16 protein-coding genes and 2 other annotated features are annotated in these 17,449 nt (G+C 50.1%); of the genes, 11 read left to right on the top strand and 5 right to left on the bottom strand.

Annotation, left to right across the window (positions count from 1 at the left end):
• Window positions 1-33: 33 nt before the first annotated feature.
• Window positions 34-1,446, bottom strand: a complete 1,413-nt coding sequence (locus KNO71_RS05790) for an NAD-dependent succinate-semialdehyde dehydrogenase (RefSeq protein WP_031422044.1) — start codon at window positions 1,444-1,446, stop codon at window positions 34-36.
• 92 nt (window positions 1,447-1,538) lie between these two features.
• On the opposite strand from KNO71_RS05790, the gene KNO71_RS05785 reads away from it, so the two are divergent.
• Both KNO71_RS05785 and KNO71_RS05780 read left to right on the top strand, forming a co-directional pair.
• Window positions 1,539-2,051: a glycerol-3-phosphate acyltransferase gene (locus KNO71_RS05785; protein ID WP_214687630.1), complete on the top strand. Its 513-nt coding sequence runs from the start codon at window positions 1,539-1,541 to the stop codon at window positions 2,049-2,051.
• A complete protein-coding gene (locus tag KNO71_RS05780) occupies window positions 2,048-3,631 on the top strand; it encodes a GNAT family N-acetyltransferase (RefSeq protein ID WP_214687628.1) in 1,584 nt (527 codons plus the stop codon). Before KNO71_RS05785 ends, KNO71_RS05780 begins: the two co-directional genes overlap by 4 nt.
• On the opposite strand, the gene KNO71_RS05775 is transcribed toward KNO71_RS05780, so the two are convergent.
• Window positions 3,570-5,207, bottom strand: a complete 1,638-nt coding sequence (locus KNO71_RS05775) for an ABC1 kinase family protein (RefSeq protein WP_214687626.1) — start codon at window positions 5,205-5,207, stop codon at window positions 3,570-3,572. The two genes, KNO71_RS05780 and KNO71_RS05775, sit on opposite strands and share 62 nt — an antisense overlap.
• A 93-nt stretch (window positions 5,208-5,300) precedes the next feature.
• Here KNO71_RS05775 and KNO71_RS05770 point away from each other — a divergent pair, with 93 nt between their 5' ends.
• The 3 genes from KNO71_RS05770 to KNO71_RS05760 all read left to right on the top strand — a co-directional run bounded on the left by KNO71_RS05770 (window position 5,301) and on the right by KNO71_RS05760 (window position 8,202).
• Window positions 5,301-5,906: a trimeric intracellular cation channel family protein gene (locus tag KNO71_RS05770; RefSeq protein ID WP_012727503.1), complete on the top strand. Its 606-nt coding sequence runs from the start codon at window positions 5,301-5,303 to the stop codon at window positions 5,904-5,906.
• Window positions 5,907-5,918: 12 nt separating this feature from the next.
• Window positions 5,919-6,284 carry a DUF423 domain-containing protein gene (locus tag KNO71_RS05765; protein ID WP_074035530.1) on the top strand — a complete coding sequence of 122 codons (366 nt, stop codon included), beginning with the start codon at window positions 5,919-5,921 and terminating at the stop codon, window positions 6,282-6,284.
• A 421-nt stretch (window positions 6,285-6,705) separates the two neighbouring features.
• Window positions 6,706-8,202: a murein hydrolase activator EnvC family protein gene (locus KNO71_RS05760; RefSeq protein WP_214687624.1), complete on the top strand. Its 1,497-nt coding sequence runs from the start codon at window positions 6,706-6,708 to the stop codon at window positions 8,200-8,202.
• Window positions 8,203-8,285: 83 nt separating this feature from the next.
• Here the strand turns inward: KNO71_RS05760 and KNO71_RS05755 are convergent, their stop codons facing one another.
• The gene (locus KNO71_RS05755) at window positions 8,286-9,599 is read right to left on the bottom strand and encodes an amino acid permease (protein WP_251031958.1); all 1,314 of its coding nucleotides are present in this window, start codon (window positions 9,597-9,599) and stop codon (window positions 8,286-8,288) included.
• A gap of 242 nt (window positions 9,600-9,841) precedes the next feature.
• Window positions 9,842-10,070 (top strand) — a binding site (T-box leader).
• A gap of 48 nt (window positions 10,071-10,118) precedes the next feature.
• Window positions 10,119-10,346: a binding site (T-box leader), on the top strand.
• 55 nt (window positions 10,347-10,401) lie between these two features.
• On the opposite strand from KNO71_RS05755, the gene trpD reads away from it, so the two are divergent.
• The 5 genes from trpD to trpA are packed head-to-tail and all read left to right on the top strand — an operon-like array spanning window position 10,402 to window position 14,627.
• Window positions 10,402-11,391 (top strand): anthranilate phosphoribosyltransferase, encoded by a 990-nt coding sequence (gene trpD / locus KNO71_RS05750; protein WP_078147758.1) that lies wholly within the window; start codon window positions 10,402-10,404, stop codon window positions 11,389-11,391.
• Window positions 11,388-12,149 (top strand): indole-3-glycerol phosphate synthase TrpC, encoded by a 762-nt coding sequence (gene trpC / locus KNO71_RS05745; protein WP_214687620.1) that lies wholly within the window; start codon window positions 11,388-11,390, stop codon window positions 12,147-12,149. Before trpD ends, trpC begins: the two co-directional genes overlap by 4 nt.
• Window positions 12,125-12,679: a phosphoribosylanthranilate isomerase gene (locus KNO71_RS05740; RefSeq protein ID WP_078147756.1), complete on the top strand. Its 555-nt coding sequence runs from the start codon at window positions 12,125-12,127 to the stop codon at window positions 12,677-12,679. The genes trpC and KNO71_RS05740 overlap by 25 nt, the downstream gene beginning before the upstream one ends.
• The gene (gene trpB / locus KNO71_RS05735) at window positions 12,676-13,863 is read left to right on the top strand and encodes a tryptophan synthase subunit beta (RefSeq protein WP_214687619.1); all 1,188 of its coding nucleotides are present in this window, start codon (window positions 12,676-12,678) and stop codon (window positions 13,861-13,863) included. Before KNO71_RS05740 ends, trpB begins: the two co-directional genes overlap by 4 nt.
• Window positions 13,860-14,627: a tryptophan synthase subunit alpha gene (trpA, locus tag KNO71_RS05730; RefSeq protein ID WP_078147754.1), complete on the top strand. Its 768-nt coding sequence runs from the start codon at window positions 13,860-13,862 to the stop codon at window positions 14,625-14,627. The genes trpB and trpA overlap by 4 nt, the downstream gene beginning before the upstream one ends.
• 41 nt (window positions 14,628-14,668) lie before the next feature.
• Here trpA and KNO71_RS05725 read toward each other — a convergent pair whose 3' ends face one another.
• Complete coding sequence (locus KNO71_RS05725; protein WP_078147753.1) at window positions 14,669-16,159, bottom strand: potassium/proton antiporter; 1,491 nt, start codon at window positions 16,157-16,159, stop codon at window positions 14,669-14,671.
• Between the two features lie 153 nt (window positions 16,160-16,312).
• Here KNO71_RS05725 and KNO71_RS05720 point away from each other — a divergent pair, with 153 nt between their 5' ends.
• Window positions 16,313-17,251: an ATP-grasp domain-containing protein gene (locus tag KNO71_RS05720; protein ID WP_078147752.1), complete on the top strand. Its 939-nt coding sequence runs from the start codon at window positions 16,313-16,315 to the stop codon at window positions 17,249-17,251.
• A 3-nt stretch (window positions 17,252-17,254) separates the two neighbouring features.
• Here KNO71_RS05720 and KNO71_RS05715 read toward each other — a convergent pair whose 3' ends face one another.
• Window positions 17,255-17,401 (bottom strand): hypothetical protein, encoded by a 147-nt coding sequence (locus tag KNO71_RS05715; RefSeq protein ID WP_012727492.1) that lies wholly within the window; start codon window positions 17,399-17,401, stop codon window positions 17,255-17,257.
• Window positions 17,402-17,449: the final 48 nt, after the last annotated feature.

Raw genomic sequence — 17,449 nt, 5'->3', positions numbered from 1 at the left:
TCAATGTCGACAAGCCTTTTTGTATACCTATACTCACAATCCGAGTGAGATGTATTTGACTTCTAAAAATTCCTCAATACCGTGATGACCGCCTTCACGACCGAGTCCGCTCTCTTTCCAACCACCGAAAGGCGCTTGCGGCGTTGACGGAAGTCCGTCATTCACACCGACAATCCCATACTCTAGCGATTCAGCTAAATAGACCGCCTCATTGATGTCTTGCGTGAACAAGTAAGCGGCTAAGCCGAACGGCGTGTTGTTCGCCCGTTTGATGACTTCATCGAGCGAATCGAACGTTGCAATCGGTGCGACGGGTCCGAACGTTTCTTCGTTCATGCAGAGCATGTCTTCATTCGCATAACGGATGACGGCAGGACGGATGAATAAGCCGTCTAGCACCTCGCCACCGTACACTTCACCGCCACGAATCTGTGCGTCCTCAATATGCTTTTCGACTTTACTGAGCGCATCGTCATCGATGAGCGGACCGATGTCGACACCTTCCTCTAGTCCGTTGCCGACTTTCAACGCTTCGACCTCTTTAATGAAACGCTCCGAGAATTCATCGACGACGGCGCGTTCGACATAGATTCGGTTCGCGCAGACGCACGTCTGTCCACCGTTTCGGAACTTTGTGGCGACCGCTTGCGGAACAGCCTTATCTAAATCCGCTTTGGCCGTGACGATGAGCGGGGCATGTCCACCGAGTTCGAGTGAAATCTTTTTCATCGTGTCCGCAGCGTCACGCATGAGCATTTTTCCGACTTCCGTTGATCCTGTGAACGTCAATTTTCGGACCCGTTTATCTTGTTGCCACGCTTTGACGATATCTGAAGCTTGTCCAGTGACAAGGTTGATGACCCCTTTTGGGAATCCGGCCTTCTCCGCTAATTTGACCAATTCGATGGCGGTCAACGGGGTCGCCGATGCTGGTTTCATGACGACCGTACAGCCTGCAGCGAGCGCCGGAGCGACTTTCCGTGTGATCATGGCAGCCGGGAAGTTCCAAGGTGTGATGGCTGCGATGACGCCCACCGGTTGTTTGATGGCAAAGATTCGTTTCTGGTTTGATGAAGCAGGAATCGTCTCTCCGTACACGCGTCGTCCTTCTGCTGCATACCAGTCGATGAATCCATTTGCATAGTTGATTTCACCGATTGCTTCCTTGAGCGGTTTCCCTTGTTCCTCGACCATCGTTCGGGCAAGCTCTTCTGTATGTTCTGCAATCAAACGATGCCACTCATTGAGTAGCTCCCCTCGTTCTTCTGCTGTTTTTTGTTGCCATTCTTGTAACGCCTCATGTGCAGCATCGACGGCTTGTGTCGCTTCTTGTGTATCACTTTTTGTCACGACGGCCATCACATTGCCTGTAGCCGGATTGCGTACCTCGATCGTTTGTCCCGTTTCTGTCCATTCCCCATTAATGAAATTTTTCTCTTCTCGCATCTTGATTTCCCCTTTCCAAAAAGTGCACAGTTAATTAGAGGATACCCGTTTTTCTGAAACGCACACAAATTTCCAAAAAATGAGGGGATACTATGTGGATCATCATCATAGGCTATTTAGTCGGAAGTCTGCTCGGGGGCAGACTGTATGGGGTGCTAAGTGGACATGATTTAGCGACAACTGGTTCGAAGAATACCGGTGCACGCAATGCACATCGCATCGGTGGAGTGAAGGCGTTTCTCATCGTCTATGGATTCGACGTGCTCAAGACGATTCTCGTCCTACAGATGAGCGGACCGTATTTTTGGGAGACGGCGTTCGCACTCACGCTCGGGCATATTTATCCATTTTGGCGAATCCGTGCGGGAGGGAAGGGATATGCCGTTTTTTCTGGAATCATATGGGCATATGATCCGTGGTGGTTTATTGGGGGTCTTGCTATCTTGTTACTCTTAATCAAATTAACAGGGAACTCTCGCGAGACGGGACTGGTCATGCTCATTTTACTTCCGCTCTCTGCACTTTGGAATGTCGAAAATGTCATCTGGGCCACGCTGATTACGATTCTTATTATCTATCATCATGTGAAGGAGGAAAAAGCATGATTGTGTACCGAAAAGCCGAAGTATCAGATTTTGAAGCGATACATCGGTTGAATTACGAAACATTCGTCGAAGAGATTCCGCAACATCCATCAAATCCGGAAAGGCGACTTGTCGACAAGTTTCACGAAGAAAATACATATTGGATTGGAGAAGTGGATGGGGAAGTGATTGCCATGTGTGCGTTACGTGGTAAACGACCATTTTCATTGGAACAAAAGGGTGTGCGCATTCCTGAAGGGAATTGGCTCGAGATTCGTCTGCTCGCTGTGACTAAACCTTATCGGCGCAATCGAACGTTCGCTGGATTGATGCGTGCGGTTATCGATGATGCGACAGAGCGTGAGGTTGATGGCATCGTCATCAGTGGAACGACACGTGAACAAGTGCTCTATCGTCGATTTGGGTTTGTCCCATTTGCGGATCCAATCGGTCCTGAGGAAGCACGATATGTGCCGATGGTGTTAACGCGTTCGGCTTTTTATGAATCCAAATCAGCGTCGATTCTACGCCCGAAAAGTTTACTAGCAGGACCCGTTGAATGTTCGGAACGCGTGAGAGAACGACTCTCCATGCAGCCGCGCCCACATCGTTCAAATGAGACGGGACGAGTGCTTGAAGCGGTGCAACAAAAACTGGCGGAACGAATCGGACTCCCGCATGTCTATACGCTTCTTGGAAGTGGGACGGTCGCCAATGATGCGGTCGCGGCTCGATTGGACGGACACGGGCTCATATTCAATGCGGGTGAATTTGGAGAACGTTTGATTGACCATGCCCGGCGTGTCGGTCTGTCTTTTGACGTGGTCTCAGTGGACCAAGAGGGGCAGTGGGATATTTCTCAACTCGAGCGCATTGCACCAGACTGGGTATGGACGGTTCATTGCGAGACATCGTTAGGGATTTTCATCAATCTCGACCCGCTCCATACATGGCAAGGCATTATCGCCATTGATGCGATCAGTGCCGTCGGAACGCTCGTTTATGACTATTCATTTGCGGACTACGTGACCTTCTCTTCAGGAAAGGCGTTACGGAACGCCCCGGGTCTCGCGTTCGTCGCAATGAAGCATCCGGCGATTGCGACACCACATACAGCGCGCTATTTGGATTTATCCCTCTATCAACCGATTGCCTTCACACAATCGGAACCGCTTCTCTCAGCGATGGCGATCGCGCTGGATGAGTTGACAGAAGATGAAGTCGTTTCACATTCTGTAAAGATGAATACGTTGCTTAATGCCTTACAAGAGAACGGTTTATCGGTCGATGTGTGTCCCGCCCAATCACCTGGCATCATCACGATTCCAGTTCCGTGCGAGCTATCCTCGGTCGAGCTCGGGCGCCAACTGTCCTATCAAGGCTATCTCGTCCAGTATGAGAGTGGCTACTTAAAGCAGGCGAACGTCATTCAAGTATCGACCATGGGTTGGACGACACCCCGCATGATGCGTGACGTCGGTGCTTATATCGCACAATGGATTCAACAAAAAACCGCCACTGCTGAGAGTGACGGTTCGCTTATACTCGAAAGTCTTGGCGTGCCAAATGACGAATCTTTCGTCCGAGGCGTCTCCAATTGAAATAAGCTAAAACGGAGACGACGCCACCTGACCAGAAGAGCCATTCATCCGGTCGAATATAGCCGAGTAGGCCGACGAGCAAACCGAGCAAGATGACGATGGCATTGAACGTCTGACGGTGCAAGAGTTCCTTGGATTCAAGGTTTCGTTGGAACATCGCTTGCTCCGACAGACGTTTTCGTGTCGGTTCTTTTAAGTAATTATCCAGAAGTGGAGGAACGTTTAACAGTTTCTTCGCATAGTTGATTCCGGTCTTCACGTAACGATTTTGAAGCGTTGTCCCGTCTTCCTCGAGCCATTCGATGACAATCGGTTTACCGAGTGTGAACAGGTCGATTTTTGGGTCGAGGATTTGCAGGATCCCGAGCAAGGTCGAAGCGGCCCGACCGAAGAAGGCAAATTCCGCCGGGAGCTGAATCGGTTCGTTTTTGACGAGCAATTGAATGTCCTGTAACACCTTCTCAATCAATTTCGTATCGACGGTATCGATGTCCGTTTCTAGGTAGAAGGTGACCGCTTTCTCTAGTGCTTGGCGAATGTTTTGTTTGTTTGCCGTCGGTAAGAGGAAGCGCAAGTCTTCTAATCCATCGACGATGCTATCATAGTCGAGCGAGATGAACGCCTGTAAGATATTCCGAATCGTGGCCATGTCTTGTGCCGTTGTCTGTCCGACCATACCGAAATCGAGTAAGATGATGGTGCCATCGGCTCGAATTTGGACGTTTCCGGGGTGTGGATCGGCATGGAACTGCCCACCAAACAATAGCTGTTCGGCAGCGAGTGTGAAGAGTCGTTCAGCTAGGGCGGAACGGTCGATTCCATTTTCTTTTAAAAAGGCGAGGTCAGTGATTCGGCGTGCGTCGACCCAGTCCATCGTCAAGACGCGGTTCGTACAGAGATGCTCGTGATAGTCCGGGATATAAACGTCTCGGTTATCCGCGTATTTGGCTTTAAAATACAGGGCATTTTTTAATTCGGTTTGAAAATTTAGTTCGTCCCCGATGACAAAAATCATCTGGCGATATAAGCTATCTAAGTCGGTTGATTTAGCGAGGGATGTCCGCTTTAACATCGATGTGACAATCCGCATCGCACGGAAGTCGGTCCGGATGATTTTTTCGATATTCGGACGCTGGATTTTGATGGCGACCCGTTTGCCGTTTTCAAGAAGCGTGGCACCATATACTTCCCCGATGGAAGCCGAGGCGACGGCATCGATGCCGACGTCTTTGACGACTTGTGAGTAAGGCACGCCCCATTCCGCTTCTAGAATCGCGCGCGATTTCTCCCAACCAGACGTCGGGACACGGTCGACGAGCTCTGATAGCTCGTTCAAGACGGCGGGTGGCAATAAGTCCGCACGAATCGACAAGAATTGTCCGAGTTTGATTAACAAGCCCTCGAGCCGTAGCGCGTTTCGTTTGTATTCACGCGCGAGCTTGAGCATGAGTGCTTCATATTCTTCTGTCGTGGCGACACCTTGTTGTTGTTTGCGTGAAAAGGCGTACAGCCGAATGATGAATCGGGCGAACATGGTGACGATAATCCATATGCGGAACAAAGCGATACGTTTCATTGTAATACCGACATCCTTTACGACAGTCGCACGACTGACCTGAATTTTTGTAACTATACTTTACCATACAATGCGTTGAAGAAAGGGCAAGGGATGTTCATGGAGTGGGAATTGCTCAACGTCGTCGGAACGATTGCGTTCGCGGCGAGCGGAGCCATCATTGCGATGGATGAAAAATACGATATTTTTGGGGTGTGGCTATTGGCGTTTATCACTGCCTTCGGAGGTGGCGCGATTCGAAACGTCCTGTTAGGAAACCCCGTCAGCTTAATTTGGCAACAGAATGATTTATTTATTTTATGTTTTCTTGTCGCACTCCTCATCTTCCTGCTCCCGAGTGTCGTATTGCCACATTGGGAACGCTGGGGTGTCATTGTCGACGCCATTGGTCTCGTTGCGTTTGCCTTTCAAGGGGCACAAGTCGCCATCAAGCTTGATTTACCTTTATCTGCTGCGATTGCGGCGGCTGTCTTGACTGGCGTTGGCGGAGGTGTGGTCCGGGACTTATTGGCAGGACGTAAGCCTCTCGTCTTACAGTCTGAGGTGTATGCGATTTGGGCGATTCTCATTGCGGTCATTACGTATTACTTCAAGCTCGAAGGCGGTCTTGCTGTGTACGCGCTTTTAATTGTCGTCGCGACACTTCGAGTGATATCCTACTATCGGAAGTGGAATTTACCAGCACGAAAAGTCAGATAAGGGGGAACGGAAATGAAGATATTATTAATGATCGGTGCCGGATTGATGGCACTCGGTGTGGCACTTGGTGCATTCGGCGCCCATGCGCTAAAAGAGAGATTGGCGCCAAACATGTTGGCAAACTGGCAGACAGGTGTGCTCTACCATATGGTGCACGCGCTTGGAATCATTGGGATTGCAGCGCTCCTCATGCGCGTGAGCATCAGCCAGTTCAACGTGGCCGGTTGGCTCATGTTTGCGGGGATCGTCTTCTTCTCAGGAAGCTTGTACGTCATGGCATTGACGGGAATTACAAAACTCGGAGCCGTGACACCGATTGGCGGCGTGTTATTCATCGCTGCCTGGATCTTTGTCATCGTCGGTGCGATGAAACTATAACTTGAGAATCCATGTATTCGATATCCATGCCTTTGCTCATGTTCACATGCAGCGACGGCATGGATTTTTTTGATGAGTCACCCCATTAATTGGAAAAGGGATATGCAGTTCCATGCGCTTATTATTTTAAAATAGGGTAAATTGTTCTCTATTTACATAAAACATTACAGAAAGATGTCAAATCGAACAGTCTGAAAAGGTATTGGTAAATAATAAGTTCTATGCATTCATTGTCCGAACCTTTGTTCTTGCGTAATAAAATTGAAATATAACTTTAACAGGAAAATATCTATCAGTTAGATATAATTAGTCGTGTTGAAACTCAACCAAATGATCGTTTTTGTTACATACTGAAACGGCTTTAAATATGTAGTGTAGTAGGTACTCACGTTTGTCATTTAAGAAAGGATGTACCCCATTCATGAATTGGAAACGCACAGTCTCGACGTTGACGCTCGGTGTGATGCTCATCAGCACACATACAGTTGCGGATGCATCGACTTCGATTAAAGAGAAGCAAGAACAACAACAAAAAGTAAAAGAAAAGCGCGACAGTGTGAAAAAAGACCAGTCAGAAACATCTTCAAAAATTGAAGGAAACAAGGAAGAGATTTCAAAAGTTCAGGCTGAGGTCAATAAAATGGACGCACAATTGCAAGACATCATCAATGATGTCGCCATGAAACGCCAAGAAATCAAGCGCACCGAGATGAAGATTGAGGATCTTGAAGCCGACATTAAAGATTACCAAGAAAAAATGAAGGCGCAAGAAGCGATGATGAAAGAGCGTATGGCCACGATGCAAAAGAACGGTGGCGGTTCAATCAACTGGGCTGAGTTCATCTTCGGTTCAAAAAATCTCTCTGATCTCGTCACGCGTATGATCACAGCTGGAACGATTCAGCGTAGTGACCAAGAGTTGTTCGATGACTATGAAGCGACACAGCGTTCGTTGAAAGAAGCGCAGGCTGACTTAAAAGCAGAACGTGCTTCACTTCTTGAACAACAAAAGGCACTTGAAGTGCGTCAAGCCGAGCTTGAGAAGAAAATGAAGCAGCGTGAAAAGCGCATTAAAGAGCTTGAAGAGAAGAACATCAAGTTCGAATCACAGATCTTTGACCTTCAAGAAATTGAAGCGACATTAGTCGCACAAGAACAGGCGATCGCGGCTGAAATCGAAGCGCAACGTCGCGAAGAAGAGGAAGCCCGTCGTCGTGCGGAAGAGGCAGCTCGTCAAGAGGCGGCACGTAAAGCGGAAGAAGCCCGCCAAGCAGAAGCTGCACGTCAAGCTGAGGCTGCTCGTCAGGCAGAGGCGGAACGAGAAGCGGAAGCGGCTCGTCAAGCTGCTCAACAAAAACAAGACAATAAATCGAATACCCCGTCTTCATCGTCTTCAAACAACACGACACCATCAACGCCAGCTCCAAAACCGGCACCGGCGCCAACGCCAGCTCCGAAACCAGAGCCAAAGCCGGCACCGACGACATCGACGCCAGCACCGTCTAGCACGATGTTCATTCAACCAGCTTCAGGACGCTACTCGCAAGGATGGGGTCCGGCAAGTGGTGCGTATGGTTACACGTTCCATAACGGTGTAGACATCGCCGGTCCAACAGGGACACCGATTCGTGCATCTGCGACAGGTACGGTCATTCGTGCAGGTTGGGGTGGTGCATACGGCAACCACGTCATGATCGCGCACGTCATCAACGGTCAAGTTTGGACGACGGTTTATGCGCACATGAACTCGGTATCTGTCAGCTCTGGACAGCGTGTGACGCAAGGGTCGAACATCGGGACGCTTGGAAACACAGGGAACTCGTCAGGTCCGCACTTGCACTTTGAGATTCATAAAGGCGGCTACTCATACTCGGCAACGAGTGCAGGTAGCACGGTCAATCCGCGTCAGTTCTTCTGATGCATCAACCAAAAAGCTCCTTTCGATTGCGAAAGGAGCTTTTGTGCGTAATAAATCCCTCCGCTGTCGCGAAGGGATGCTTGTTAATTGGCTTGTTCGATATCGCTTGGACGATCTTGTTTTTTACGCATTTGTTCACGCACGTAATAGATGATCGTCAATCCGATCAACCAAGGTACGCCGAACTTCAGCAAGATGTTGAAATCCGTGAACCATGTCGTGATCATCAGGCTGAGCAGTAAGACCACCCCGAGCAATGGGAGGAATGGATATCCCATCATGCGGACAGGGAGTTTTCGCCCAGTCCATTTCTTACGGAAGAACAAGTGGGAGACGAAGACCATGAACCAAGTGAAAATAGCTCCGAACATCGAGATTCCCATCAAGAATGGATACGACGACTCCATGAATACTTGTAGCAAAGCGGCGAGGATGATCCCGCCCGTTGAAACGAGTAGCGCGAACATCGGGATCCCATTTTTGCTGATTTTTTTGAACGCTTTCGGTGCATCGCCGGCTTCCGCAAGCGAGTACATCATACGTGTCGACGCGTAAAGCTGCGCGTTCATCGCAGACAAGGCGGCGATCAAAATCACAAAGTTGAGGATGCCTGCCGCGAACGGGACATCAAACTGTTCCATGACGAGCACGAACGGACTTTGGTCGATCCCGGCTTGCTGCCATGGGATCAGCATGAGCATGATCGCGAGCGTGACGACATAGAAGAACGTCAAGCGGAACACGGTCGCGCGTAAAGCGCGTGGTACAGCCTGGTCCGGGTCTTTCGCTTCTCCCGCTGTCACAGCGACAAGTTCGGTTCCAAGGAAACTGAAGAGGGAGATGAAAATCGTCACCCACATTCCGTAAAAACCGAACGCGAAGAAGCCTTCGTTTCCTGTCGTGATTGACTCAATTGGTGATCCTGGTTCGCCGAACAATGTGGCGGCACCGAGGACGATGAATAGGATGATGGCAGTTACTTTGATGAAGGATAACCAGTATTCGGTCGTTCCGAACGTGTGAACGTGACGGGCGTTGACGTAAATGAGTAATCCACCGAAGAGGGCGACCCAGACGAACCCATTCACATCGGGGAACCAGTAGCGCATGTAAATGGCGATGGCACTGACTTCAACTCCTACAGCCAGTACGTTTGCGACCCAGTAAGAGTAACGGACGAGAAAACCAGCGAGTGGATGAACGTATCGCTCGGCAATCGTTCCGAATGATCCAGATGTTGGATGGGCAACCGTCATTTCGGCGAGAGCACCCATGAGTAAGAGGACGATGAACGCCCCGATGGCATAGCTGACGAGCACGCTCGGACCAGCGGTTTGAATCGCGAGACCGCTTCCTAGGAACAGCCCGGTTCCGATGGCACTCCCGAGGGAAATCATCGTAAGTTGCCGGGTGGACAGCTCGCGTTTTAGTTTGTTTGTTTCCAAAATCGATTCTCCTTTAGCTGAGTGAAATGTTGTTGTGGACGACTATAGCAGACGAAAAAAAACAATGTCAATTCGAAAAATCGATGAAGGTTTCTCATTTTTGGATGCACATATAGAGGCAAAGTTTTTATATTTTTTTTATTTGACATGGATTCATCTGCCCTGTATAGTACGAATTAACTTAACTGAAACGAATAAAGGCGTCGACGAAGAGAAGTAACGACGAATCCTGTATGACAGAGAGCTGATGGTTGGTGCGAATCAGTATATGGGACGTCGCGAATGGACTTCTGAGCTCTAAACCGAACTTTGAGTAGGCTTTAGCGGGTTACCCACCGTTATCACGGGGAAGCGGATGATTGTCCGTGAAGTGGGTTCTTTGGAACCAACGAAGGTGGCACCACGGGGTTACTCGTCCTTCTTATAGCGCAGGCTATGAGGAGACGGGTGACCCCTTTTTCGTTTCAACAATATAAATCGAGGATTGAGAAGAGTAGCGCGAGAAGACGTTTCGTCCAGAGAGTCAGGGATGGTGAGATCCTGACCGAGGCGTCCGCGTGAATGGGCTCATGAGAGCATGGCTGAAGAGAGTAGGTCGTGACGGTTTCCCCCGTTATCGGGATACGATGTGATTGCATCGGAGAGTGGATTCTTTTGAATCAACGAGAGGTGGCACCGCGGTCTTGAACCGTCCTCCATACGACGACTGTCGTGTGGAGTTTTTTTATACACATTTTTAGAGGGGGAACCGACGATGATTCAACAATTGGAGACAAACGCATTATCAACAGCAGATATGAAAGTGGCAGCCAGCGAAATGTTCCAAGCGGATGAAGCGCAAATCGAACGAGTGCTTTTGGCGATGAAAGAGCGCGGTGAGACAGCAGAAGAGATGGCAGGACTCGCGGCATACATTCGTGAAGCGGCACAGTTCCCCCAGAGTGATTTACCCGTACTCGATGTGTGTGGTACCGGCGGCGACGGGGCGCATACGTTCAACATCAGTTCGACCGTCGCCTTTGTCCTGGCTGGTCTTGGGATTCCGGTCGCCAAGCACGGGAATCGAAGCGTCTCGAGTCGATCCGGGAGCGCGGACGTCCTAGAGGCACTGAACGTTCCAATCGTGAAGACGGCAGCGGAAGTACATGCTGACTTGAAACGGACGAACTTGAGTTTCCTCTTCGCCCAGCATGTCCATCCGATCATGAAGCACGTCATGCCGGTCCGGAAACGACTCGCGACGGCGACCATCTTCAACCAAATCGGACCGTTAACGAACCCGCTTCGCCCGAAACGACAACTTGTCGGTGTCTATCATCCATCGTTACTCGAGAAGATGGCGACCGCGATGCGTCATCTCGGCGTGGAGCGAGGTATGGTCGTCCATGGAGCAGGTGGACTCGATGAAGCGAGCCTCGCCGGTGTGAACGACGTGTACTTCTTTGATGAGGAACAGACGGCGCGTTATGCGGTCGACCCACGAGATGTCGGCTTGATGCGGGCGCCCCTCGAAGCGCTTCGTGGAGGAACACCAGAAGAGAACGCCGCAACCCTCGTCGCCGTATTGAACGGAGAGACGGGGCCGGCACGCGACGTCGTCTTATTGAACGCAGCACTTGCCCTTTGCACGTATGGCACAACCGCGACGCTTCGTGCAGGAGTAAAAGAGGCAAAACGTAGTATCGATGAAGGACACGCCTTACGGGTATTACAAAACTTACAACGGACGGAGGTCGAAGCATGAGTTATTTAACAAAAATCATCGGAACGAAAATGGAAGAGGTTAGCGGCATGCAGCCCATCGATGTCCCCGTGACGAAGCCAATCTCTCTCTTACATGTGATGAGCGAGGGATTCCATATCATTTCAGAGATCAAACGGTCGTCCCCGTCGAAAGGAATGATTCGGGAGACGGTCGACGTCGCTAAACGAGCACGTCAATATGAAAAGGCTGGTGCGACGATGATCTCCGTTTTGACAGACACGACGTACTTTAACGGTTCTTTTGACGATTTGCGACAAGTTGCCGATGTCGTCACCATCCCGGTGCTCTGTAAAGATTTCATCATCGATGAACGACAACTCGACTATGCGAAGCATTACGGTGCGAGTGTGACACTTTTGATCGTGGCGGCACTCCATCCGACACGTCTTCAGGAGTTGACGCGATATGCGCGCTCCATCGGTCTCGACGTCTTAGTGGAAGTACATGATGAGGCGGAGTTGCGCATCGCCCTCGAACTTGATGACGTGTTGATCGGCATCAATAACAGAGACTTAAAAACGTTCGAGGTATCCCTCGAAACATCGATTGATTTGATGAAACGCTATCCTGAGGTCACATTCGTCAGCGAGAGCGGGGTCAGTTCGGTCGAGGCGGCTGCGCGTTTACAAGAAGCTGGGGCAAGCGCCATTCTTGTCGGGGAAGCACTCATGCGTGAAGAGAACCCGACCCGGTTACTCGAGGAGTTGAAAACATGTTCGTTAAAATCTGTGGACTAAAAACAAAGGAAGCTGTTGAGGCGGCGGTCGAGGCGGGAGCGGATGCAATCGGGTTTGTCTTCGCCCCGAGTTCCCGTCAAATCGACGTGGCGACTGCGAAGACACTGGCCGCACACATCCCGGAATCGGTTCGAATCGTTGGTGTGTTTTTAAGTCCTTCAATGGAAGAGATTGAGGAAACGTTGAATGTAGGACTGACGGATTTACAAATTCACCATCGGACGCAGTCAATGGAACAACTCCGTATCTTCGGATTGCCCATCATCGATGCGTCGACCGAGGAGACGGCAGATGTACGATTGATGGATCATCCGAATCCGGGAAGTGGACAGGTGTTAGACTGGGGTGCAATCGACCGGCCGCAGCGTCCGTTTTGGCTAGCGGGCGGGCTATCCCCGGAGAATGTGAGACAAGCGATTCAACTCATCCAACCAGACGGCGTCGACGTCTCGAGCGGTGTCGAGACGGACGGTGTGAAAGATATCGAAAAAATTCGTGCGTTCATTCAACGCGCCAAGGAGGAACTATGATGTATGCACAACCAGTGAACGGGAAGTTTGGACAATATGGTGGGAAGTACATTCCAGAGACGCTCATGCAGGCGGTCGAAGAATTAGAGGTCGCTTATGAAGAGGCGAAGCAAGATCCTGAGTTTCAAGAACGATTCTCTTCCTTATTACGTGAATACGTGGGACGTGAGACGCCACTTTATTATGCGTCGAACCTAAGTCGTCGCCTCGGGACGAATGTCTATTTGAAACGTGAAGACTTGAACCATACCGGTGCCCATAAGATCAACAATACGATCGGGCAGGCGCTCCTGGCGAAACGGATGGGGAAACAGAAAGTCGTTGCGGAGACAGGCGCGGGACAACACGGTGTCGCGACGGCAACAGTATGCGCACTACTCGATTTAGAATGTACCATCTTCATGGGTGAGTTCGACGTCGAGCGACAAGCGTTGAACGTGTTTCGGATGGAACTTCTTGGGGCGAAAGTCGTCCCTGTCAAATCAGGAAGTCGCACCTTAAAGGATGCCGTCAATGAAGCGCTCCGTTACTGGGTCAAACATGTCGACGATACGCACTATGTGATGGGTTCTGTTCTCGGACCGCATCCATTTCCGCAGATGGTACGTGATTTCCAAAGCGTGATCGGGACAGAGACACGTGGTCAAATCCTCGAACAGACGGGACGCCTTCCGGATGCCGTCGTCGCTTGTGTCGGCGGAGGGAGCAACGCCATGGGGATGTTCTATCCGTTTTTAAACGATGAGTCGGTCGCGCTCTACGGTGTCGAAGCGGCAGGAAGTGGCATTGATACGGATAAACACGCAGCGACCCTCACAAAAGGGGAAGTCGGTGTCTTACACGGGTCGCTCATGTATGTTTTGCAAGACGCAGCGGGTCAAATCGAGGAAGCGCACTCCATTTCAGCTGGACTCGATTATCCAGGGGTAGGACCGGAGCACAGTTTCTTGAAAGATATTGAGCGGGTGCGCTATGCGGCCGTCACGGATGACGAGGCACTCGATGCGTGTCTCGCACTCAGCCGACAAGAAGGAATCATTCCTGCATTGGAGTCTTCACACGCCCTTGCTTATGCAGAGACGCTCGCGAAGACGATGGGAGAAGACGATACACTGGTGATTTGTTTATCAGGGCGCGGAGACAAAGACGTCCATACAATCCGAGAGAAGGTGGCGACACGATGAAACTAGAGACAGCGATTCGACAGCGAGAAGGAGCGGCATTCGTTCCGTATATCATGGCCGGTGACGGCGGGATGGACCGGCTCATCCCGACCGTCGTGGAACTAGAACGGATGGGTGCGACGGCGATTGAACTCGGGATCCCCTTCTCTGATCCGGTAGCGGATGGACCGATTATTGAGGCGGCAGGAATGCGCGCGCTTGAAGCAGGTGTGACGCTTGAAATGGTATTGAACCATTTAATAGAAGGAAATGATCAATTTAACGTTCCAATCGTCTTGATGACCTACTTGAATCCAGTGTTTCGGTTCGGGGTCCAACCGTTCTTTGATCGGGCGAACGAATGTGGGGTGAGCGGGGTCATTATTCCTGACCTTCCGTTTGAGGAGAGTCTCCAGTTATTCGCAGATATTAATCGGCATGACGTCGCCGTCATTCCGCTCGTCACGTTGACGAGCAGTGAGGCGCGGACAACGTCCATCTTAGAAAAAGCAGAAGGATTCGTGTATGCGGTCACGCTCAAAGGAACGACCGGGAAAGCGGATGTATTCCCGGACGAGCTTCTCGCCTACTTAACTCGATTGACTGAGCAGTCACGTGTTCCCGTCTTAGCAGGATTCGGAGTCCATCGTCCGGAGCAAGTGCAGACGTTGGGACAAGCGTGTGACGGTGTCGTCGTCGGGAGTTTCATCGTCGAGGCACTTCATGAAGGACGGACAGAAGATGTTGAGACGTTGATTCAATCAGCAAAACACTTACACGCATAAGAAAACCGGCGCTTCAAATGAGGCGCCGGTTATTCGTTTACTCATAATTCCACTCGGTCTAGCCCATCTTCACCAAATGTTTGGTCGAGTTGATCATGACGATACATCGAAGCGAGCACATATAAAAGGTCGCCTTCTTCGATGGATGTCTGTCCATTCGGTGGAATCAAGTATTCGTTTCGGACGATGGCGTTCACGACAGTGTTTGGTGGGAGTGTGATATCCGCTAGCGTCTTGCCAATCATCGAAGAACTCTCCGTGACAACATAAGGGACGAGCTTATGTTGAGACTGTTTACTCGAGACGAGGGCGATCGTATAGGGAGAACGGATTTTATCCGGTCCGAGTAACCCCAATTTTTCAGCGAGCGGTGTCAACGTCGTCCCTTGAATCAAAGCACTCGTCACGACGACGAAGAAGACGGCATTGAATAAGAGTTGACTGTCCTCAATACCGGCAATTAAAGGGAATGTAGCTAAGACGATTGGAACAGCTCCCTTTAGCCCGGCCCATGAGATAAATAGTTTCTCTTTTCTCGTAAATGACATGCCAAGTGTCGATAAATAGACGGCAATCGGACGTGCCAAGAACATAAGGACGAATGAGATGAGTAGTCCTTTCCAAATCAAATCCGGCTCGATGAGTTGACGAGGGAAGACGAGTAACCCAAGGATGACGAACATGATGATTTGCATGATCCACGCGAGCGCTTCTGAGAATTGGACGATTGTCACTTCATGCGCTGTATCCGCATTTCCGACAATCATGGCGGCGATATAGACGGCGAGTAATCCGCTTCCCAATAAGTAAGCTGTGACACCATAGGTAAGGAACGCCATGGAAATCATGAGGACGGCATGCAGTCCGCTCGAATCAAGTCTCAAGTGGTTCAACATGAGGCGAGACAGTTGTCCAAGGATGAAGCCGATTAATGCCCCGACAACGATTTGAAGGGCGAACATCCAAATTCCGTCCCAAATGGTCGTATCCGGCTTCATCATGAAGTCGAGGGCGAGAATCGTCAAAAACATCGCCATTGGGTCGTTCGTGCCGGACTCGGCTTCGAGAGTCGCACCGACTTTCGGTGAGATATTCTTTCCTTTAAATGCGGCAAAGACGGCCGCTGCGTCGGTCGAACCGATAATCGCACCGAACAAGAAAGATTCAATCCAATCGAAACCAAATACGAAACGAACGGCCACGGCGACCACTGTTGTAGTAATCAATACTCCAAGCGTCGCCAGCGAGGCAGAAGGGGCGAGGACGCTCCGGATTGATGACCATTTCGTTTGAAGACCCCCTTCAAACAAAATGACAATCAAGGCAGCGACTCCAATCAGCTGCGCTAAATTCGAGTCGTCAAAGAAGATGAGACCAGTAATGTCACTTCCCATGATCATGCCGATTCCCATAAATAAAATCAAGGCGGGCAAGCCGAATCGAGTCGAGATTCGTGTCGCCATGACACCGGCAACGAGAAGTAGACCGAAGAGTAAAATGAGTACATCAGTACTTATAACAGGTACGGGCAAACACAACACTTCCTTTCTGAAACAATACTCTTAAGTTCATTATACCATGAAATCGTCTGATATTTCAGAATTGAGGATTAGGCAAACCATACACATTGGAATTGTCGGTTATGAATATGGTAAAGTAAACACATCATAGAAGGAGGAATGATGATGTCTAAAATTCACGTCATTCATGAAAACGAAGAATGGACGAACCACCTTGTCCACCGTTTAAAAGAATTGAACTTGCCATATGAATTGTGGCACTTGGACCAAGGGACGATTGACCTCGAAGCAATGCCCCCGGAAGGTGTCTTTTATAATCGGATGAGTGCCTCCTCGCACACACGTGGGCATCGGTACGCACCAGAATTGACGGAAGGCGTCCTCGCTTGGTTAGAGGCAAATGACCGGACCGTGTTTAACGGCACACGTGCCATCCGCCTCGAAGTGAGCAAAGTCAATCAATACACGGCGCTTCGACGTGAAGGAATTCGCGTGCCGAAGACGATTGCGGCAGTCGGTAAGGCGCAAATCATCGAAGCGGCTGAGCAGTTAGGTTTGACACCGTTCATCACGAAACATAACCGTGCCGGAAAAGGACTCGGGGTCCAATTGTTCCATACGATCGAAGGACTCAAAGAATATGTATATGGTCCCTCGTTCGAGGACTCGGTTGACGGCATCACGCTCATTCAACAGTATATCGAAGCCCCGGAACCGTATATTACCCGCTGCGAATTCATCGGCGGAAAGTTCCTGTATGCGGTGCGCGTCGATACGTCGGAAGGATTCGAGCTCTGTCCTGCTGATGCCTGCTCGATTGAAGACCAGTTCTGTCCGGTCGGGGAGACGCCACCGGCGAAGTTTGAAATCGTCGAAGGATTCGATGACCCGATCATTCCAAAGCTCGAACAGTTCTTGAAAGCGAATGCGATCGATATTGCGGGGATTGAGATCATTCGAGACCGATACGGAAACGTCTACGCCTATGACGTCAATACGAACACGAACTATAATTCCGATGCTGAAGCGAAAGCGGGACGCTACGGAATGCTGGAATTGGCTACTTTCTTAGGCGACGCACTTCACGTCACCACGACAAAATAAGGGTCAGGCGCTCGCCTGACCCTTTTGCTGTGTATGTTTGAGTTGCTCTTCAAATCGATGTTGGACTAATTCTGCTGTCGGTGCCATTCGTTCGATGAACGAATCTAAACGTTCCGCAGTGTCACGATCGGTTTCTTTAAACACGCGCATCGTTGTTCACCTCGTTAATCAGGATAACTTGCTTACATCATCCTTAAT

It is taken from the genome of Exiguobacterium sp. s163 (assembly GCF_018617135.1).
Classification (GTDB): Bacteria; Bacillota; Bacilli; order Exiguobacteriales; family Exiguobacteriaceae; genus Exiguobacterium; species Exiguobacterium profundum.
The sequence above is the reverse complement of the archived record's forward strand: the minus strand, read 5'-3'. Positions and strand labels throughout refer to the sequence as shown.

What these genes read in the sequence shown, in the direction of transcription:
- KNO71_RS05790 (WP_031422044.1), bottom strand. Translation starts at nt 1,446, where the DNA reads ATGCGAGAAGAGAAAAATTTCATTAATGGGGAATGGACAGAAACGGGA.
- KNO71_RS05785 (WP_214687630.1), top strand. Translation starts at nt 1,539, where the DNA reads ATGTGGATCATCATCATAGGCTATTTAGTCGGAAGTCTGCTCGGGGGC.
- KNO71_RS05780 (WP_214687628.1), top strand. Translation starts at nt 2,048, where the DNA reads ATGATTGTGTACCGAAAAGCCGAAGTATCAGATTTTGAAGCGATACAT.
- KNO71_RS05775 (WP_214687626.1), bottom strand. Translation starts at nt 5,207, where the DNA reads ATGAAACGTATCGCTTTGTTCCGCATATGGATTATCGTCACCATGTTC.
- KNO71_RS05770 (WP_012727503.1), top strand. Translation starts at nt 5,301, where the DNA reads ATGTTCATGGAGTGGGAATTGCTCAACGTCGTCGGAACGATTGCGTTC.
- KNO71_RS05765 (WP_074035530.1), top strand. Translation starts at nt 5,919, where the DNA reads ATGAAGATATTATTAATGATCGGTGCCGGATTGATGGCACTCGGTGTG.
- KNO71_RS05760 (WP_214687624.1), top strand. Translation starts at nt 6,706, where the DNA reads ATGAATTGGAAACGCACAGTCTCGACGTTGACGCTCGGTGTGATGCTC.
- KNO71_RS05755 (WP_251031958.1), bottom strand. Translation starts at nt 9,599, where the DNA reads ATGATTTCCCTCGGGAGTGCCATCGGAACCGGGCTGTTCCTAGGAAGC.
- trpD (WP_078147758.1), top strand. Translation starts at nt 10,402, where the DNA reads ATGATTCAACAATTGGAGACAAACGCATTATCAACAGCAGATATGAAA.
- trpC (WP_214687620.1), top strand. Translation starts at nt 11,388, where the DNA reads ATGAGTTATTTAACAAAAATCATCGGAACGAAAATGGAAGAGGTTAGC.
- KNO71_RS05740 (WP_078147756.1), top strand. Translation starts at nt 12,125, where the DNA reads ATGTTCGTTAAAATCTGTGGACTAAAAACAAAGGAAGCTGTTGAGGCG.
- trpB (WP_214687619.1), top strand. Translation starts at nt 12,676, where the DNA reads ATGATGTATGCACAACCAGTGAACGGGAAGTTTGGACAATATGGTGGG.
- trpA (WP_078147754.1), top strand. Translation starts at nt 13,860, where the DNA reads ATGAAACTAGAGACAGCGATTCGACAGCGAGAAGGAGCGGCATTCGTT.
- KNO71_RS05720 (WP_078147752.1), top strand. Translation starts at nt 16,313, where the DNA reads ATGTCTAAAATTCACGTCATTCATGAAAACGAAGAATGGACGAACCAC.
- KNO71_RS05715 (WP_012727492.1), bottom strand. Translation starts at nt 17,401, where the DNA reads ATGCGCGTGTTTAAAGAAACCGATCGTGACACTGCGGAACGTTTAGAT.